Genomic DNA, 17,473 nt, shown 5'->3' on the forward strand with positions numbered 1-17,473 from the left:
ACGCACCCGAACCCGACGGCGGTACCCGTGACCGACGACGATGACGCGACCCTGGTGCGGGAGTACCTGTACGACGTGCACTACCGGTGGCAGGCGATCCACGCGGAGGGGCAGGGCGGGCTCGACGACCCCGCACGCCCCCCGCTGTTCACCCTCCCCGCCGAGCCACGGCGCAGGTTCCCGCTTCCCACCGGGCCGCGGCACCGGATCGGTCCGCTCGGGGCCGCGCTCCGGGACGAGCACACGCGTCCCGGAGCCGGCCCCGGCGGGTCCGGCCCCGACCACGGTTCGGACCTGGAACGACTGGGCGAGCTGCTGTTCTACGGCTACGGTTTCTCCCGCATGGACATCGGCCCGCAGGTGGAGTGGCCGTGGCACCGTACGGTGGCCTCGGCGCGCTGCTTCTACCCGGTCGAGCTGTCGGTGTGGTCGGACGCCGCGCCGGGCGGCGTCCACCGTTACGACCCGGCCCACCACGAACTCTCCGAGCTGCGCGACGACGTCGGCCTGTCCGACCTGGCCGCAGCCGCAGCGGCGGAGCTCGATGGCGCCCGGACCGTGCTGATCGTCACGGCCAGGCTGGGCAAGACCGCCTTCCGGTACCGGAACTACGCCTACCGGCTGGTCACCCAGGAGGCGGGGCTCGTCCTCGGCAACCTCCAGGTGGTGGCCTCGGCTCTCGGCCTGGGCGGTCACGCACGGCTCCGGTTCCTCGACGAGGCCGTCGCCCGGCTGCTCGCGCTGCCGGACGACGACTCCGAGTCGGTCCTGGCGGTCCTGCCCCTGTGGGACGGCGCGCAGGCTCCGACCGAACCCGGTCACCGCACGGCCGCTCCGGTGCCGCCGAAACGGACCGTGGTCCCGGTCGCGGGCGGCAACGGGATCGAACCGGCGCTCAGCTACCGGACCCTCGCCGTGGAACGGGCCTCGCGACTGAACGACCCGGCGGAACTGGAGCCGGTGAAGGCGCCCGTCAGCACCCCGCTGGTCGGAGCCGAAGCCGCGGCGCCGGGTTCGGACCCCGACCTGCCGCTGGCACCGCTGCGGCGGGAGAGCGGTACGGACACCGGGGCGGCGGTGGTCCGCCGCGACTCCGGGCCCGACGTGTTCCTGCCCGCCGCGAAGCCGGTGCCGTTGGGGGTCGTGGCCGACCTCCTCCTCGACGCGGTCCGACCGACCGCCGACGACCTCTGGCACGAGACGGCCCCGCCCGAGGTGGGGGTGCACGTGATCGCCGGTGCGGTCACCGACCTGCCGCAGGGCCACTACCGGCTCGTGGACGGCGCCCTGCGCACCGTGAGCCACGGCGACCTGCGTCCCCCCTTCCAGGCCATGGACGTGTGGCGGACGGAGATCAACGCGCGGACCGCGCCGCTGATGGTGGCCGTCACCGCCGACACCGAGCGCCTGCTCGAACACCACCCGAGGCGTGCCTTCCGCGCGACCCAGCTGCTCACCGGAGTGGTGGCGCAGCGGGTCTCCCTGGCCGCGGCCGCGCACGGTCTGTCCGCCCGGGTGACCAACAGCTACGACGCCGACGAGTGCGCCCGCCTGCTGGGGCTCGACGGCGAACGGGAGATTCCGGTGTTTCTTCTGGTACTGGGCGAGCCCAACGCGCCCTGGCACCTGGGGACGAGGGTGCGGCCTTGATCGTTGCACGCGTAGCGGGGCTGCCCAGTGGCAGCGCGCGGGTCGGCGAACTGCCCGACACCGCCCGCCGCCTCGGCGAACTCGACGCCCTCCGGGGCGACCTGACCCGCAGGGGCGAGGAACTGGCGGACCTGATCCACGCGGCGGTGGGCGGCTGCGAGGACCGCGCCGTCCGCCGCGCGCTGCTGGCCTGCCGCCGGGCCGTCCACAACGGTCGGGCACCCAAGGCTTTGTCGGAGGCGGCGATGGCCCGGTTGTCCGGACCGGCGCGCGGACTCCACGCGCGGTTGGTCTCCGACCACGAGGCGCTGGACCGGGGCTGGGAGGACGCCCGCGAGGCCTACCGCACCGAGACGTCGGCGGCCGAACAACGGCTGGCCGACCTCGTCCGGGACGAGGACTTCCGCCGCGCCCTGGCGATGGCCAGCGACGCCCTGTACCCCGACGTCGAGGCCTGGCTCTCCGGCCCCGCGAGTGCCCCCGAACACCTCAACACCCGCCGACGGGTGGTCAACTACGTCCTGCGGACCGCGCTGAAGACCAGCCCCTTCTCCACCCTGACCACCGCCGGACCGCTGCCCGACGGCGACGGTGCCGGGCTGGAGGGCGGGGCCACGGAGGCCGTCCAGGTCCCGGCGCCGGACCGGCTCTCCCGGCACCTGGAACTCAACGCCGAGGTCGAGTTCCAGCTGGAGCGCCTGCTGGTCACCGGGCGCGGGCCGCTGTTCCTGCGGACCAACCCGACCCTGACCGTCATGGGCGAGCGCGCCATGGTCGTGCACGCTGACGGGCGCTGCGTGGGCGTGCCCGCCCGCCCGTGGTTGCTCGCGCTCGCCCGGCGGGCCGGGGACGGCGCCTCCCCGGCCGACCTCGCCGGGTTCCTCACCTCCGAGTTCGGCGCGGCCGCAGCCGAGGCCGAGTCGATGCTCGGCCAACTGGTCAGGGCCGGTCTCCTCCAGAGCGACCTCGGCGTGCCCGACCAGGCCCGGGACCGTCTGACCGACGTGGCCGACCGCCTCGGCCTGCCGGAGGCCTCCCCGGTGAGACGGGTCGGCGGGGCCGCGGGCGAGGTCGAGTCCGCCGATACACCCGCTGACCGGTGGCTCTCCCTGGGACGTCTGCGCTCGACGGTCGGCGAGGCGCTGACCGAGGCCGGGGGCGACCCCTCCCTGATCCCGGGCAAGTACCTCTGTTACGAGGACGTGCTGCCCGGCTGGACCACCGCGCCCCGAACCCCGGACTGGTCGGCGTTCGACCGCGACCTGCACCGGGTCCGGCGCCTGGTGTCGGTGTTCGACGGGGCCCTGCCCGGCCGACTGGCCATCGCGGAGCTGCTCGGACGCCGCTTCGGGACCACCGCCCGTGTGGGCCTGATGGAGGCCTGGCTGGCCTGGAACGAGGCCGCTCCGGCGAACGCCTCGGAGGGCGCCCCCGACACGGTCCTCCACGCGCTGCGTGACAACCCCTTCCACCTGGCCGACACCGGGGTGCCCCGTGTCGAGGAGCTGCGCCGGTTCCAGACCGGACTGCTCGGACTTCTCTCCCCGCCGGACGGCGGCGATCCCGCCTTCGACGCGGACACCGGAGCCCTGGACCAGCTGTTGGACGCCGGTCCCGACTGGCTGCCCCAGGACCACCCCACCACCCTGTTCCTCCAGCCCCTGGCTGACGGGTCCCTCGCGTTCAACGCGTCCGCTCCGGGGCACGAGACCGCGGGCTCCCGGGTGCGCCGCTGGTCGGAGCCGCCCGTCCCGTGCGAGGACCGGGGCGGGGACGGGCCGCTCCTGGTCGAGGTGGCGGGCCTGTTCCGCAGCTCCCTCAATCGGGTGGCGCCTCACGCCTCCCACGAACTGGTCTGGCCCGGGTGCGTCCCCTCCCTGCCCCCGGAGCGGCGGGTCCGCCCGGCGGACCTGGAGATCCGGCTGGACCCGGCCGGTGTCCCGACGCTGTGGTGGCGACCGGGCGACCGCCCGGTGGAGCTCGTCCACCGGGGGACCATGGGCCGGTTCTGGTTCCCACCCGTGTTGCGCTTCCTCCTCGACCTGACCACCCCCATGTCCGAGGCGTGGGCGCTGGTGGGGCGGGCCCGCGCGCTGTACGTCAACCCGAAACCGTCCGAGGTGTCGGTCCTGCCGCGCCTGCGGGTCGGCGGGGTCCTCATGGAACGCCGGAGCTGGATCGTGCCCCGAGCGGAGCTGGACCTGGGCGAGGGGGACGACTTCGACCGCTTCACCCGCGTGCGCCGCCGGGTCCGTGACCTGGGGCTGCCCGACGTCGTCTTCGCGCGGGCCGCCGACGTCGTCGACACCACCGAGCGGGTCATGGAGAAGGCCAAGGACCGCAAGCCGCGCCCGCTGGACCTGTGCTCCTGGTGGGGGGTCGAGGAGCTGGCCCGGCTGTCCAAGGGACGGGACCTGCTGCTGTTCCAGGAGGCCGCGCCGGACGTGTTCGGCTCAGGCCGGGTCGTGGAGTACGCCGTCGAACTACCGGGGGAGCGCCGATGAGCTGGATCACGGCCCACTGCTACTACCACCAGGACCCGGCGGTGGTGATCACCTCCGTCGTGGCGCCGACCGTGCGGGCGCTGGGGGACAGGGCGCCGCACTGGTTCTACGTCCGCTACTGGACCGGTGGACCGCACGTCAGGTTCCGCCTGTGGGTGCCCGACCCCGACGACCGCGAGACCGCGCGCGAGGAGGTCCGGAGCCGGTTCGGGGACCTGGTCGCACAGCGGCCCTCACGCGTCGAGGCGGACCCGGCCGACTTCCAGCGGCTCGCCGACCTGATCGGCAACCCCGGCGACGAGGCCGGGGCCGACATCCTCCCGGACAACACCCTCACCTGGGAGTCGTACCGGCCCGAGACGGAGCTGTACGGCGGCCCCGCGGCCATGGAACACGTTGAGGAGTTCTTCACCGCGTCCAGCCGCGACGCCCTGGCGTACGTCGGCACCCCCACCGACCCGGTGGCCCGCGCAGTGTGGTGCATGGCAAGCGGGCTGGCGACGGTCGGCGACGCGGACTGGGTCAACCGGTTCGTGGACCACATGGTCGGCCGCTGGATCGGTGAGCAGATCGGCGCCCAGTGGCAGCGGGTCGTCGACCAGTCCTGGCAGCGGTCCGGGGACCGCGTCCGCCATCTCGTCCGGCACGCCCTGACCGCCTCGCCCAGTGGCGGCGAGGGGGAGTGGCTCGGGGCCTGCCAGCGGCTCCAGGAGGGGTTGGCCGACGTGGAGGCGCGGGGCCTGCTGGAACCGGCCGAGGGGGCCGCGCCCGACGGACTCGCCCACCTGGACCGGGGGATGGCGACCCTGTCCGCGCTGCACATGCACAACAACCGCCTCGGGGTCCACATGGAACGGGAAGCACTGGTGATGGAACTGCTCAGGCTGGCCCTGGCCGACACCGTGACGGTGCGGTCGTGACCGCCGCCCGGCGACTCCGGGTCGCCTACCACGACGCCGACCCCGCGCCCCTGCTGAGGGCCGGGGTACGCCCCCTGCTCGCCGAACTGGCGGCCGAGGGCCTGCCCGCGTACTGGGCGCGGCACTGGCGCCGGGGCCCGCACCTGCGGATCGTCGTGGACGCCGACGAGGCCGCATGGGAGGGGATCGTACGCCCCGCGGCACGACGCCACCTGGAGACGGCCCTGGCCGCCCATCCCTCGACCACGGTGATCGACCCGGCAACCCTCCGTGAGACCTACCGGCTGCTCGCCGAACGCGAACGGGAGTACGGGCCGCTGGAGCCGCAGCAGCCCGACAACACGGTCGAGGAGGAGCCGCACGACCCCCGGCTGCACGTGCTCGGCTCCCACGACGCCGTCGCGCTGTTCGAGGGGTTCCACCAGCGCACCAGTGACGCGGCGCTCACCATGGCTGTGGGCGAGGGCCCCTCGCTCAGCACCCACGTCGTCGACCTCATGCTGATCATGGCCCAGGAGGTGGGCGGCTACCTCGAACGCGGATTCGTCTCCTACCGCTCCCACGCCGAGGCGCACATCATGGGCAGCCCCGACCCCCGAGCCGTCCGCGCGCTGTTCGACGAACGTTCCGCCAGGCTGCGCGAGCCCCTCGTCCAGAGGGTGCGGGCGCACGCCGAAGGGGCCACCGCCCACCTGGACGAACTCACCGTCACCGTGGGCCGCGAACTCGTGCGGGCCGCCGACGACGCCCGCCCCCTGCTCGCCGACGGCCGACTCGACCTCGACGGGCCGATCGCGAACGGCGGGGGAGCCGAGGGGGGCGACGCCACGGAGGAACAGACCCGCCACAGCGACTTCCACCGGACCCTGCGCGGCTCCGGCGACTTCGAGCGGACCCTGCGCGAGGCACCCTGGTTCCTGCGCTACCGGGTGGCGCTCAATCTCCTGTACCTGCACCTGGCGCGCATCGGCGTCCGCCCGGTGGACCGTTTCCTGTACTGCCACGTCGTCGCCGACGCGGTGGAGCAGGCCTGTGGGGTCGACGCCGTGGCGATGGTGGCCTCGGGCGCGACCGAACTCGTAGAAGGGCACTCATGAGCACGGCCGAGCGCACGACCGCGACCGACGTCGACCGGGACACCGTCCTGGCGTACCTGGCCGACCGCGAACTGCCCCAGGTGTCGGGGGCGTACCAGTTGTACCCGACGAGGGCCGGGCGGCCCGGTGTGGCCGAGCACGCCCTGCCCCGCCCCGGTCGCGGCCCCGACGGGCCCGTCGACCGCATCTCACGCATGCTGGCCACCGGCAACGGACTCGCCCGGCACCGGTTCCTGACCGTCTCGGGAGCGCGGGCGTTCCTGCCCACCGGCGCCCCCGGATGGGGGTTCGACGAGCAGCACGTGATGACCACCCTGCTGCGCCTGGTCGCCAGCGGCGGCGCGGCCTACCCGGTGGACCTGTGGCTGCTCTCTGGCGGGGAGTCCGGTCTGCCGGTCGGCGCGCACCGCTACAACCCGGTCCACCACGGGCTGACCCAGGTCACCACCGAGGACCCCCGGCCGCGCCTGGCGCGGGCCCTGGGCGGCGCGGTCTCCGACCTCACCATCGTGCTGACGACCCGGCTGGAGCGCACCACGGGCCGGTACGGCAAGTTCGCGCACCGGCTGCACCTGCTGGACACCGGCCACACGCTGGCGCAGTTGCTGATCGCGGGGCGCAGCCTGGACTGGGAGTGCACGCCCCGGCTGGCGTTCGTCGACGACGAGATCGAGCACATCCTGGACCTGGGCGACGAGACCGAGATCGCCTTCGCGGTGGTCACGGTCGGCCCGACCAGCACGGTGACGCCCGCCAGCGACCCGGCGCCCGTCCGGATCCCGCCGGTCCCGGACCGCTACCCGCAGGACGTCCTGCGGGCGGCCCGCCGCTCCGAGCCCGGGCCGGAGCTTGAGTTCGGCGAGATCACCATGCCCCGCGACCCGGACCGGGCCATGCAGCGCCGTCGCAGCCCCGTCGGTGGGTTCGTGGCGCCCCCGCCCTCAGCCGAGGACCTGGCGCCCGTGGCTGAAGCGGTCGACTCCGTGCTGGGCCCGCTGGGCGGGCACGGCAGGCTGGTCCCGCCCAAGGACCCGAGAGTGGCCACCCGGATCGGGGCGCCGGGGCACCGGCTCAACCTGTCACTGGCGGGCGTGGTGGTCCCGGTCCTGCAACTGCCCGAACTGGTGCGCGAACACGGCCCCGGTGCCCTCCGGGTGGGGGCGGTGGCGATCGGCGTCTCACTCCAGGCGGCGGCCCTGGTCGCGGCCGACCGCGGCTTCGGGACCTTCCCGCTGTGCGCCTACGACGGCCCGGGCATCGAGGCCAACCTCGAACTGCCCGAGGCCTCCACGATGTGCGTGGCGCCGATCGGTGTGGCCGCCCACGTCGGTGCCTCGCTGGAGGTGCCGCTGTAGGCGGTGCCGCGAACGGCCCGGTCCCGGTGGTGGGGGATGCCGACGGGACCGGGCGCACGTGGGGCCGGGCCGGTCGGGAACACTCCCCGAACGGCCCGGCCCCTTGATCGTCGGCCCACCGCCGGGGGTCGTCCTCGTGGACGCCCACCGGCCGCGACCGTCACTGACGCGGGGCCGCCCCGCCCTGGGCGCCCTCGAAGAGGGAACGCACCTGCTCCCGTGTCCTCGGCCGCAGCGGCTCGGACCAGGCCCGCCACGTCTGCTCGGTCAGCTCCTCGGCGGTGGTGTCCAGGCCCAGCTCCTCGAACTCCGTGGGGAAACCCCAACGGCGCAGGAGGTCGGCCAGCGCGTCCGCGACCTCGACCGGGGTCACGGACGTCCCCGTGAGGCCCAGCGCGCGGCCACCGAGATCGGCGAGCCGGTCCGCGTGCCCGGCCAGCTTGTCGCCGTCGACCACCATGCGCGCCCACCGGGTCAGCAGGACTCCCAGGGCCGGGCCCTTGCGCAGTCCCTGCGCGGTGAGCGTGTTGGTCGGGTACCAGATCCAGAACGAGTGCAGGTGGCGGCCGATCTGGTGCAGCGTGAACGTGCTGACGCTGGCGGCCAGCGCGATGGTGCCGCGCGCCTCCAGGTCGTCGCCGTCGGCCAGAGCCCGTTCGGCGGCCGGGATGACCGCCCTGATCTGACCGATCGCGACCTCGTCGGGCAGGGCCGTGGTCGGCGGGTCCGACACCATGGGGACCAGGAGGCGGGCGACCGTTTCGAGCGCGCCCTCGGCGGTCAGCGCGGGCGGCAGGGACGTGTGCAGCATCGGGTCGATCACCGCGACCCTGGGGAACAGGGACCAGTGGACCAGGAAGCGGCGGTCCGTGCCGTCGGCCAGGCTCGCCTTGGCGTTCACCTCGCTGCCGGTCGCCGCCGTGGTCGGCACCGCCACCACGGGCAGGCCGCCCCGCGTGACGGGCTCCGGCATGACGAACCCGCCGCCGGGCTTCCAACCGGTGAGCAGACCGGGCAGCGCCACCGCCGCGGCGGCCGCCTTGGCCAGGTCCATCACCGTTCCGCCGCCGATCGCGCAGACGGATCGCACACCCTCAGCGCGCAGGCGGTTGGCCAGGTCCTCGGCCTCCTGCCGGGTGGGCGTGGAGGCGGCGCGGCGAACGACCACCTCGGGGGCGAGCCGTTCCAGCAGCTGGGCGACGCCGGGGACGGCCGTCGCCGCGTGTTCGTCGACCACGACCGCGACCGGTCGGCCGGTCCGTTCGATCTCCAGCGGCACGTCACCCAGACGGCCGGCGCCGAAGTCGACCCTGGTGGGCACCCACCAGTGGGGGTTGATGGTGGAACCCGCTTCGGTCATCGTGACCTCACCGCCTTCAACGCGCCGGTCAGCCGGGCCGCGATCTCGTCCACTTCGGCGTCGGTGACGACGAGCGGGGGGAACAGGAGCAGGCAACGGCGGCTCAGGTGGACCAGGAGCCCGTTGCGCTGGCACAGGTGACTGATCATCGCCATGTCCATGGGGGACAGGGGCTCACGGCTCACCGGGTCCTGGACCAGTTCGACGGCCAGGGCCAGGCCCTCGCCGCGCACCTCACCGACGATGTCCAGTTCGAGGAGTGTGTCCAGGTGCTGCCGCAACCGGGCTCCGGCCTTCGCGGAGCGCTCCACCAGGTTCTCGTCCTCCATGACGTCGAGCGTGGCGAGGGCGGCGGCACAGGCGGCGGGGTTGCCGGACTGGGTCTCCCCATGGGTGAGGTAGGTCCCCGAGGCCTCGTAGGCCTCGTACACCTCGGCGGGGAAGAGCGTGGCGGCCAGCGGGAGGTAGCCGCTGTTGATGCCCTTGGACAGGGTGACCACGTCGGGGCGGACGCCGGTGTGCTCGCTCGCGAACATCCTCCCGGTGCGTCCGAACCCCGTGGCCACCTCGTCGACGATCAGGTGGGCACCCATGCGCCTGGTGGCGGCGGCGACCTCCTCAAGGAAGCCGTCCGGCGGCATGAGCACGCCGCCCGAGCACAGGATGGGCTCGACGATGACGGCCGCCACCTGGTCGCCCTCGGTGCGCTCCAGTTCGGCCAGGGCCTCACGGCAGGTCCGCTCGTCGGGGCCCAGCCCGCGTTCGGCGGCGAAGGGGTCGGGGTAGGGGAGCAGCCGGTTCCACCGGCGGTCCACCCCGTACTCCTCCTGGTCCAGGTCCTCGCCGGTCAGGGCCATGGCGCCGATTCCGGTGCCGTGCCAGGAGTGGGCGTCGAAGGAGACCACCAGGCGGCGCTCTGGCTGTCCCACGAGGCTCCGGTAGCGGCGCAGCACCTTGACGGCCGTCTCGTTCGCGGAGGAACCCGAGGAGGAGAAGTAGACGCGCTCGAAGTCGCCCGGCGCGATCTCCAGCAGCCGGGCGGCGAGGTCCCGGGCCGTGTCGTGGCCGTAGCGGAACAGCGTCCCGTAGGAGAACCGGCGCAGCTGCTCGGTGACGGCGTCGACGATCCTGGGGTGGTTCCAACCGCAGGTCACGTTCCACAGGCCGGACGTGGCGGACAGGTAGCTGTTCCCGGCCTCGTCCCGGACCCGGACGCCCTCACCCTCCACGAGGGTGGTCCCGCCTCGCTCGAACATGGACATCGAAGTCATCGGCAGCCACAGGGGCGAGGCTCCCGAAGATCCCGGTGGAGCGGGGGGTCGCCCGTCAGAGTTCATCTCGCTCTTTCTTGGCAGGCTTCAGTCGACGCTGCACCCAGCATGCGGTAAGTCGCTTACAGCTCGATTACTGTCCGGTTGCGCCGAACAGGTCTTTCGACCTACTTTCATGACGTGCTGAAGGTAACCGCCGGCAATGATCTGCCACGTAAAGTAGTGATAAAGCTGGCCCGTTCCGGATGCGCGGAGATGGGTAGAGCACTTCCCGAACAGGAGGCGACGTGATTGAGTTCGGGATTCTGGGTCCACTGGTCATTTATCGGGACGGCGTTCCGATTGTGCTCAGGGCCCCCATGTTGCGCCGTCTGTTGGCCGTACTGCTGAGTCAGGGAGGGCACCGGCTCTCGCTGGACGAGCTGGCGGAAGCCCTCTGGGAAGGGACGCCACCGGACGGAGCCCGCAGCACCCTGCAGGTGTACGTTCACCGACTGCGGAAGGTACTGGACGACAGTGGCCGTCTGGTTCGGGACGGCCCGGGTTATCGCATGGAGTTGTGTAGCGCGGAGGTCGATGCGAAGAGGTTCGAGACGACCGTCGCCCTCGCCCGTAGGGCGCGCGGTCGGAGTGATCTCCAGCAGGCCTCCGAAATGTACTGCCACGCGATGGCGCTGTGGAGGGGAAGACCCTATTCGGATATTCCCAACGGCGGTGTGGTGGCGAACGAGATTCGGCGGCTGGAGGAACTCAGGCTGCTGACGAACCAGGAACGGATCGAGATCGATCTGGACCGAGGACACCACGCCCGTCTGGTCCCCGAGCTGACGGAGCTGACCACCTCCCACCCGTACCGGGAGAGGCTGCTCGCCCTGTTGATGCTCGCGCTGTACAGATCGGGCCGACAGGCCGAGGCGCTGGGGATCTATCGGGGAACCCGCCTCCGGCTCGCCCAGGAGCTCGGTGTGGAGCCCACCATGCCCCTGCGGCGACTCCACGAGGCGATCCTGCGGGCCGACGGCCAGCTCCTGCACATCACCGCCGACGAGCTGGACACGCAGTGGGAACCGAGCGCCGCGTAGGCGGGTCCCGTCGGAGGGGCGTCCCGGACCACCTCCGATTACGCACCTGACCGGCCACACACACGACGACGCGACGGGGCACGGGTCCGACTCCGCGAAGGACCCCGTGTCCCGGTCGCGGACGCGGTCCGGCCCGGGAACGCGCACCCCCGGGGTCCGAGGCCCCGAGGGGTACCGCCGTCCGGGCCTGGGTACGGTTCGACCATGGCCAGAACGTACAGTGACGCCCTGGTGGCCGACGGCCCGCTCCTCTTCGTCTCCGGGCAGACCCCGGTTGCTCCCGACGGTGACGTCGCGGGAGACGCGGGCGGGCAGACCCGGCAGATCTTCCGCAACATGGAGGCCGTCCTGGCCCGGCACGGAGCCGACCTGACGCACGTGGTGAAGCTGACCTACTACCTCCGCCACATCACCGACCTCGACGAGTTCCGCTCCGCCCTCCTGGACTCCCTGCCCGGAGACCACCGGCCCGCGGCCACGCTGGTCGAGGTGAGCGGACTGGTGGACCCGCGCTTCCACGTGGAGATCGACGCCGTCGCCTGCCTGCCTCGGGAACGCGCTTGAGCGCCCCCGAGCCCGCCGCCGTGCTCCTGGAGCGCTTCGCGGCGCACCTGTCCGGCGAACTGGGCCGCTCCCCGCACACCGTGCGCGGCTACCTCGCCGACCTCACCTCCCTCGTCGAGGCCCTCGACGCGCGCGGCCGCACACCGGCAGACCTCGACGTCCCCCTGATCCGCGCCTGGCTCTCCAGCGCCCGCGCGGCCGGGGCCAGCCGGTCCACGATCGCCAGACGGGTGGCGGCGGTCCGCGCCCTGACCCGCTACCTGCACCGCGAGGGGGTCCTGGCCACCGACCCGGGCCCGCGCCTGTCCACCCCCCGCCAACAGCGCGGCCTTCCCTCGGTGCTGGACGAGGAGCAGGCCGCGACCGCGTTGGAGGGCCCCACCCCGACGACCCCGGTGGAACTGCGCCGCCACGCGGTGGTGGAACTGCTGTACGCCACGGGCATCCGGGTCGCCGAACTCTGCGCCCTGGACACCGCCGACATCGACCGCTCCCGCGACACCGTCCGGGTCCTGGGCAAGGGCGACAAGGAGCGCACGGTCCCGGTGGGTGCCCCGGCCCTGGACGCCTTGGACGCCTGGACCGCTCGGGGCCGACCGGAGTTCGTCTCCGCGACGCCCGTCGGGGCCCTCTTCCTCGGTGCCAGGGGCGGGCGCCTGGGCGTCCGCCAAGCACGCGAGGACGTCCACGCTCACCTGCGCGCTGCCGGAGTGGACTCCGGCCCGCACGGACTGCGGCACAGCGCCGCGACCCACCTCCTCAACGGCGGGGCCGACCTGCGCAGTGTCCAGGAGTTCCTCGGCCACTCCAGCCCGCGCAGCACGCAGATCTACACCCACGTCTCCGTGGAGCGCCTGCGCTCCGCCTACCAGCAGGCCCATCCCCGCGCCTGATGCCGTCGGGCACCGATCCGGCGCAGGGGCACGGGCCTGATGCCGTCGGGCACCGATCCGGCGCAGGGGCACGGGCCTGTCTCCGTGGAGCGCCTGCGCTCCGCCTACCAGCAGGCCCATCCCCGCGCCTGATGCCGGCCGGCACCGATCCGGGCACAGGCGCACGGACCCCTCCCACAGCAGCCACCCCCAGCGGCCGAGCGGACGGGGACCCACCTCTGCCCGCCGCAGCCCCTGCCCGCTGCGGCCCGGACGGGGTCCGGGCCCGAGCCTCGTGACGGTCTCCGGGCACGCGGCGCCGGTGGCCGGTCCGTGACGACGGGGACCGGCGGTCCCTCGCCCGCCTGACCGGGGCGGCGGCCCGGGCGCTCGTCGTGCCCCACCCGACCGGCGCCGTGTGGTGCAGGGGCAGGAGGCGCACCTTCCCGCGGCCCAGGAGACTCAGCGGGTCCAGGTAGGCGGACCCGCGGAGCAGGCCCCAGTGGAGGCAGTGGCGGTCCTGGCAGTGCCGGGGCTCGGCGGACAGGGTGCCCAGGGGCTGGTCGCCCACCGGGTCGCCCCGGGAGACGGAGGCGTCCACGGGCTGGTAGGTGGTGCGCAGGTCCCCATGGGAGACGCTCACCACTCCCACGCCCGCGACCCGACCGGCGAAGTGGACGCGACCCGGGCCCGCGGGGTGGATCGACTGCCCCGGTTCGGCGGCCAGGTCCACACCCCGGTGGCCGGGCAACCAGGGTTGTTCGGGTGGGTCGAACCCACGCAGGACCTCGGCCGGGGGCTCCACCGGCCAACGCCACGAGGACACGGCGAAGGCGGCTGGAGACGTGGTGCGGTGGGGCAGGACCGGCAGGAGCAGGAGAGAGAGCGACAACAGCAGGTGCCAGACACGGCGAGGGCTCATGCCTCCAGCGTGCGCCCCGGGGCCGGACTCCGCCACCGCCGATCCGTATCTGTGGACAACCCGTTCCGCGTCCCGTCGGCACTCCCCACCGGCCTCCCCGGAACCGCCCGTGGCGGAGCTGCACTCACCCAGTGATCTGCCTGGGCACGGAGCTGTTCCGGGGTGTGTCCCGCGGAGGATAGAATCATCCGTGGTCCGCTGGACCAACCAACAATACGCACGCCCACACGCCTCCTCAGGGAGGGGCCGCACCCACGGTCCACACCGCTTCGGCGGGGTGGCGGTACGGCCGGGGCGTCAGGATCAACCGACGGCGGAGCACTCCTCCGCCACCGCAAGGAGGACCAGGTCATGGCCACAGTCGTGACGATTCGCCAGCTCCTGGAGAGCGGCGTCCACTTCGGGCACCAGACCCGTCGCTGGAACCCCAAGATGAAGCGCTTCATCTTCACTGAGCGCAACGGCATCTACATCATCGACCTCCAGAAGTCGCTGGCGTACATCGACCGCGCCTACGAGTTCGTCAAGCAGACGGTCGCCCACGGTGGCACCATCCTGTTTGTCGGCACGAAGAAGCAGGCGCAGGAGGCCATCGACGAGCAGGCTCGCCGCGTCGGCATGCCGTTCGTCAACCAGCGCTGGCTGGGCGGCATGCTCACCAACTTCTCCACCGTGCACAAGCGGCTCCAGCGCCTCAAGGAGCTGGAGGAGATCGACTTCGACGACGTCGCCGGCTCCGCCCTCACCAAGAAGGAGCTGCTCAACCTTCGCCGTGAGAAGGACAAGCTGGAGCGCACCCTCGGTGGTATCCGCGACATGTCCCGCGTGCCCAGCGCCGTGTGGATCGTGGACACCAAGAAGGAGCACATCGCGATCAGCGAGGCTCGCAAGCTGAACATCCCGGTCGTCGCCATCCTCGACACCAACTGCGACCCGGACGAGGTCGACTACCCGATCCCGGGTAACGACGACGCCATCCGCAGCGTCAGCCTCCTCACCCGCGTCGTCGCCGACGCCGTCGCCGACGGTCTCCTGGTCCGCTCCGGTGCCTCCGGCGCGACCGAGGAGAAGGCCGCCGAGGAGCCCTTGGCCGAGTGGGAGCGCGAGCTCCTCGAGGGCAAGAGCGAGACGGCTGCCGCCGAGGCCGCCGCCGAGCAGGCCCCCGACGAGACCCCGACCGTCGCTCCGGCCGACGAGGTCGCCGCCGAGGCTCCGGCCGAGGTCACCTCCGAGGACTCCCCGGTGGACGCCCCCGAGCAGGCCCCCGCCGAGGCTCCGGTCGAGACCCCCGCCGAGGACAAGACCGCCGAGTAGTCAGCGGCCCCTTCCGGGGACACCGTTTCCCGCGCGCCGCCTCGCCCTTTTCGGGCGGGGCGGCCCGCGCGGTGCTCACCCGGGTCGCTCCACTTCCAGATCAGACTTCACTCAAGGGAATCCGAGAACAGTCATGGCGAACTTCACCGCCGCGGACGTCAAGAAGCTGCGCGACGCGACCGGCGCCGGCATGATGGACTGCAAGAAGGCCCTGACCGAGGCCGACGGCGACTACGACAAGGCCGTCGAGGCCCTGCGCATCAAGGGTGCCAAGTCCGTCGACAAGCGCGCGGACCGCACCGCCGCCCAGGGCATGGTCGTCCTCAAGCAGGAGAGCGAGGGTAAGGCCACCCTCATCGAGCTCAACTGCGAGACCGACTTCGTCGCCAAGAACGCCGGCTTCATCGAGCTCGCCAACGAGGTCGCCGACTTCGTCGCCGCCCAGGACGGCGACGACATCGCCGCCATCGCCGCCGCCGAGATCGAGCCGGGCAAGAGCCTCCAGGCCTACATCGAGGGCAAGAGCGCGATCATCGGCGAGAAGCTCGAGTTCCGCCGCATCGCCAAGTTCGACGGCGCCTACGTCGCGAGCTACCTGCACAAGTCCGACCCGGACCTGCCCCCGAGCATGGGCGTCCTGGTCGAGCTGGACAAGCAGGACGAAGAGGTCGGCAAGGACCTCGCCCAGCAGATCGCCGCGCTGGCGCCGCAGTACGTCAGCAAGGACGAGGTCCCCGCCGATGTCGTCGCCAACGAGCGCCGCATCGCCGAGGAGACCACCCGCGAGGAGGGCAAGCCCGAGCAGGCGATCCCGAAGATCGTGGAGGGCCGCCTCAACGGTTACTTCAAGGACGTGACGCTGCTCGGCCAGCCGTTCGTCAAGGAGAACAAGAAGACGGTCCAGAAGGTCGTCGACGAGGCCGGTGTCACCGTCAAGCGTTTCGTGCGCTTCAAGGTCGGCCAGGCCTAGGGAGTTGTTCGGTGGATCGTTCCGAGAAGGCGTCCACCGCACACACCCTGGGGTTTTGACATGATGGAGGTGCCGGGGAGACTTCTCTCCCCGGCACCTTTTGGTGGATATGGGCGGATTTGGGGCGTCATGCGCACCCACCGCCCGCAGCAGGAGCACTCGGGGGACCCTGTGCCACTCGGGGAGAACAAGGGAGGCCGCAGGCCGTGTCGGAGAACGAAGCGATGACCACCGAACCCGCCATGCACGATTCCGGTTGGAAACGTGTGATGCTCAAGCTGTCGGGGGAGGCTTTCGCGGGCGGTGGCGGTCTCGGCATCGAGCCCGAGGTCGTCCAGTACGTGGCGGAGTCCATCGCCGAAGCCGTCTCCGAGGGCATCCAGGTCGCCGTCGTCGTCGGTGGCGGCAACATGTTCCGCGGCGCGCAGCTCACCGAGGGCGGGATCGAGCGCGGCCGTGCCGACTACATGGGGATGCTCGGCACCGTCATCAACTGCCTCGCCCTCCAGGACTTCCTGGAGCGCCTGGGCGTGGACACCCGCGTACAGACCGCGATCCACATGAGCCAGGTCGCGGAGGCCTACATTCCGCGTCGCGCCATCCGCCACCTGGAGAAGGGCCGCGTGGTCATCTTCGGTGCCGGTCTCGGAGCGCCGTTCTTCTCCACCGACACCACCGCCGCTCAGCGCGCGCTGGAGATCGGTGCCCAGGCGGTCCTCAAGGGCACCCAGGTCGACGGGGTCTACGACTCCGACCCGCAGCGCAACCCGGACGCGGTCAAGTTCGACAAGCTCAACTACAACGAGGTCCTCACCCGCGGCCTCAAGGTCATGGACGCCACGGCCGTCAGCCTCTGCATGGACAACGGGCTGCCCATCGTCGTGTTCGACCTCATGAGCCAGGGCAACATCCTGCGCGCCGTCCGCGGTGAGAAGATCGGCACCATCGTCGGCCCTGTCTCCGCCTAGAGAGCGGACGGTCCGGCCGCGACCCCAAGCCACGAACACCCAGCCGAGAACCCGGGAGCGCCACAATGACCGAAGAAACCCTCCTTGAGGCCGAGGAGAAGATGGAGAAGGCCGTGGTCGTCGCGAAGGAGGACTTCGCCACGATCCGGACCGGCCGCCCCACCCCGGCCACCTTCAACAAGATCACCGTCGACTACTACGGTGCCCGCACGCCGATCAACCAGCTGGCGTCCTTCTCGGTTCCCGAGCCGCGGATGGTCGTCATCTCCCCGTTCGACGTGAACTCGCGCACCGACATCATCAACGCGATCCGCAACAGCGACCTCGGCGTCAACCCCTCCGACGACGGCCAGGTCATCCGCGTGGTGTTCCCGGACCTGTCCGAGGAGCGCCGCAAGGAGTACGTGAAGGTCGCGCGCACCAAGGCCGAGGACAGCAAGATCTCGATCCGCAACGTGCGCCGTCGCGCCAAGGACAGCTTCGAGAAGGCTGTCAAGGCCGGTGACCTCGGTGAGGACGAGGCGCACCGCGCCCAGGCGGAGCTGGACGAGCTTTCCCAGAAGTACGTCGCCGCCATCGACGAGCTGTTGAAGCACAAGGAAACTGATCTTCTCGAGGTTTAGC

General features: G+C 72.1%; 14 protein-coding genes and 1 pseudogene. 12 read left to right on the forward strand and 3 right to left on the reverse strand.

Translation table 11 applies throughout. From position 1 onward, the window contains the following. The first annotated feature begins 27 nt into the window (after window positions 1–27). The 5 genes from ADX84_RS09355 to ADX84_RS09375 are packed head-to-tail and all read left to right on the forward strand — an operon-like array spanning window position 28 to window position 7,526. Window positions 28–1,650, forward strand: a complete 1,623-nt coding sequence (locus ADX84_RS09355) for a SagB family peptide dehydrogenase (protein ID WP_234003891.1) — start codon at window positions 28–30, stop codon at window positions 1,648–1,650. Next, window positions 1,647–4,154, forward strand: a complete 2,508-nt coding sequence (locus tag ADX84_RS09360; protein ID WP_049570696.1) for a lantibiotic dehydratase — start codon at window positions 1,647–1,649, stop codon at window positions 4,152–4,154. Before ADX84_RS09355 ends, ADX84_RS09360 begins: the two co-directional genes overlap by 4 nt. Continuing rightward, the gene (locus ADX84_RS09365; RefSeq protein ID WP_049570699.1) at window positions 4,151–5,074 is read left to right on the forward strand and encodes a thiopeptide-type bacteriocin biosynthesis protein; all 924 of its coding nucleotides are present in this window, start codon (window positions 4,151–4,153) and stop codon (window positions 5,072–5,074) included. Before ADX84_RS09360 ends, ADX84_RS09365 begins: the two co-directional genes overlap by 4 nt. Then, a complete protein-coding gene (locus tag ADX84_RS09370) occupies window positions 5,071–6,171 on the forward strand; it encodes a thiopeptide maturation pyridine synthase (RefSeq protein ID WP_049570703.1) in 1,101 nt (366 codons plus the stop codon). Before ADX84_RS09365 ends, ADX84_RS09370 begins: the two co-directional genes overlap by 4 nt. Continuing rightward, window positions 6,168–7,526: a SagB/ThcOx family dehydrogenase gene (locus ADX84_RS09375; protein WP_049570706.1), complete on the forward strand. Its 1,359-nt coding sequence runs from the start codon at window positions 6,168–6,170 to the stop codon at window positions 7,524–7,526. The genes ADX84_RS09370 and ADX84_RS09375 overlap by 4 nt, the downstream gene beginning before the upstream one ends. Before the next feature lie 160 nt (window positions 7,527–7,686). Here ADX84_RS09375 and ADX84_RS09380 read toward each other — a convergent pair whose 3' ends face one another. Together ADX84_RS09380 and ADX84_RS09385 are read right to left on the reverse strand one after the other, a co-directional pair. Then, window positions 7,687–8,886, reverse strand: coding sequence for an iron-containing alcohol dehydrogenase (locus ADX84_RS09380; RefSeq protein WP_049570709.1), 1,200 nt, complete (start codon window positions 8,884–8,886; stop codon window positions 7,687–7,689). Next, window positions 8,883–10,148 carry an aspartate aminotransferase family protein gene (locus ADX84_RS09385; RefSeq protein WP_234003892.1) on the reverse strand — a complete coding sequence of 422 codons (1,266 nt, stop codon included), beginning with the start codon at window positions 10,146–10,148 and terminating at the stop codon, window positions 8,883–8,885. The genes ADX84_RS09380 and ADX84_RS09385 overlap by 4 nt, the downstream gene beginning before the upstream one ends. Before the next feature lie 368 nt (window positions 10,149–10,516). On the opposite strand from ADX84_RS09385, the gene ADX84_RS09390 reads away from it, so the two are divergent. The 3 genes from ADX84_RS09390 (at window position 10,517) to ADX84_RS09400 (ending at window position 12,696) form a co-directional block, all read left to right on the forward strand. Then, window positions 10,517–11,239: an AfsR/SARP family transcriptional regulator gene (locus ADX84_RS09390; RefSeq protein ID WP_049570788.1), complete on the forward strand. Its 723-nt coding sequence runs from the start codon at window positions 10,517–10,519 to the stop codon at window positions 11,237–11,239. Window positions 11,240–11,443: 204 nt separating this feature from the next. Then, on the forward strand, window positions 11,444–11,803 hold the full coding sequence (locus ADX84_RS09395) for a RidA family protein (RefSeq protein WP_049570716.1): 360 nt from the start codon (window positions 11,444–11,446) through the stop codon (window positions 11,801–11,803). Further along, on the forward strand, window positions 11,800–12,696 hold the full coding sequence (locus tag ADX84_RS09400; protein WP_049570719.1) for a tyrosine recombinase XerC: 897 nt from the start codon (window positions 11,800–11,802) through the stop codon (window positions 12,694–12,696). The genes ADX84_RS09395 and ADX84_RS09400 overlap by 4 nt, the downstream gene beginning before the upstream one ends. A gap of 457 nt (window positions 12,697–13,153) precedes the next feature. Here ADX84_RS09400 and ADX84_RS25365 read toward each other — a convergent pair. Next, window positions 13,154–13,597, reverse strand: a pseudogene (locus tag ADX84_RS25365) (peptidoglycan DD-metalloendopeptidase family protein); the annotation flags it as partial. A gap of 351 nt (window positions 13,598–13,948) precedes the next feature. Between ADX84_RS25365 and rpsB the strand changes: the two are divergent. The 4 genes from rpsB to frr all read left to right on the forward strand — a co-directional run bounded on the left by rpsB (window position 13,949) and on the right by frr (window position 17,472). Continuing rightward, window positions 13,949–14,911 carry a 30S ribosomal protein S2 gene (rpsB, locus tag ADX84_RS09405; protein ID WP_049570723.1) on the forward strand — a complete coding sequence of 321 codons (963 nt, stop codon included), beginning with the start codon at window positions 13,949–13,951 and terminating at the stop codon, window positions 14,909–14,911. Window positions 14,912–15,044: 133 nt separating this feature from the next. Further along, window positions 15,045–15,881, forward strand: coding sequence for a translation elongation factor Ts (gene tsf, locus ADX84_RS09410; protein ID WP_049570726.1), 837 nt, complete (start codon window positions 15,045–15,047; stop codon window positions 15,879–15,881). 224 nt (window positions 15,882–16,105) lie between these two features. Beyond that, window positions 16,106–16,849: a UMP kinase gene (pyrH, locus tag ADX84_RS09415; protein ID WP_040694415.1), complete on the forward strand. Its 744-nt coding sequence runs from the start codon at window positions 16,106–16,108 to the stop codon at window positions 16,847–16,849. A 65-nt stretch (window positions 16,850–16,914) separates the two neighbouring features. Further along, entirely contained in the window at window positions 16,915–17,472 is a 558-nt protein-coding gene (gene frr / locus ADX84_RS09420) for a ribosome recycling factor (RefSeq protein ID WP_049570728.1), read from the forward strand. Window position 17,473 lies beyond the last annotated feature (1 nt).

This window comes from Nocardiopsis sp. SBT366, from assembly GCF_001083815.1.
Taxonomy (GTDB): Bacteria; Actinomycetota; Actinomycetes; order Streptosporangiales; family Streptosporangiaceae; genus Nocardiopsis; species Nocardiopsis prasina.

What these genes read in the sequence shown, in the direction of transcription:
- ADX84_RS09365 (WP_049570699.1), top strand. Translation starts at nt 4,151, where the DNA reads ATGAGCTGGATCACGGCCCACTGCTACTACCACCAGGACCCGGCGGTG.
- ADX84_RS09375 (WP_049570706.1), top strand. Translation starts at nt 6,168, where the DNA reads ATGAGCACGGCCGAGCGCACGACCGCGACCGACGTCGACCGGGACACC.
- ADX84_RS09380 (WP_049570709.1), bottom strand. Translation starts at nt 8,886, where the DNA reads ATGACCGAAGCGGGTTCCACCATCAACCCCCACTGGTGGGTGCCCACC.
- ADX84_RS09385 (WP_234003892.1), bottom strand. Translation starts at nt 10,148, where the DNA reads ATGTCCATGTTCGAGCGAGGCGGGACCACCCTCGTGGAGGGTGAGGGC.
- ADX84_RS09390 (WP_049570788.1), top strand. Translation starts at nt 10,517, where the DNA reads ATGTTGCGCCGTCTGTTGGCCGTACTGCTGAGTCAGGGAGGGCACCGG.
- ADX84_RS09395 (WP_049570716.1), top strand. Translation starts at nt 11,444, where the DNA reads ATGGCCAGAACGTACAGTGACGCCCTGGTGGCCGACGGCCCGCTCCTC.
- rpsB (WP_049570723.1), top strand. Translation starts at nt 13,949, where the DNA reads ATGGCCACAGTCGTGACGATTCGCCAGCTCCTGGAGAGCGGCGTCCAC.
- tsf (WP_049570726.1), top strand. Translation starts at nt 15,045, where the DNA reads ATGGCGAACTTCACCGCCGCGGACGTCAAGAAGCTGCGCGACGCGACC.
- pyrH (WP_040694415.1), top strand. Translation starts at nt 16,106, where the DNA reads ATGACCACCGAACCCGCCATGCACGATTCCGGTTGGAAACGTGTGATG.
- frr (WP_049570728.1), top strand. Translation starts at nt 16,915, where the DNA reads ATGACCGAAGAAACCCTCCTTGAGGCCGAGGAGAAGATGGAGAAGGCC.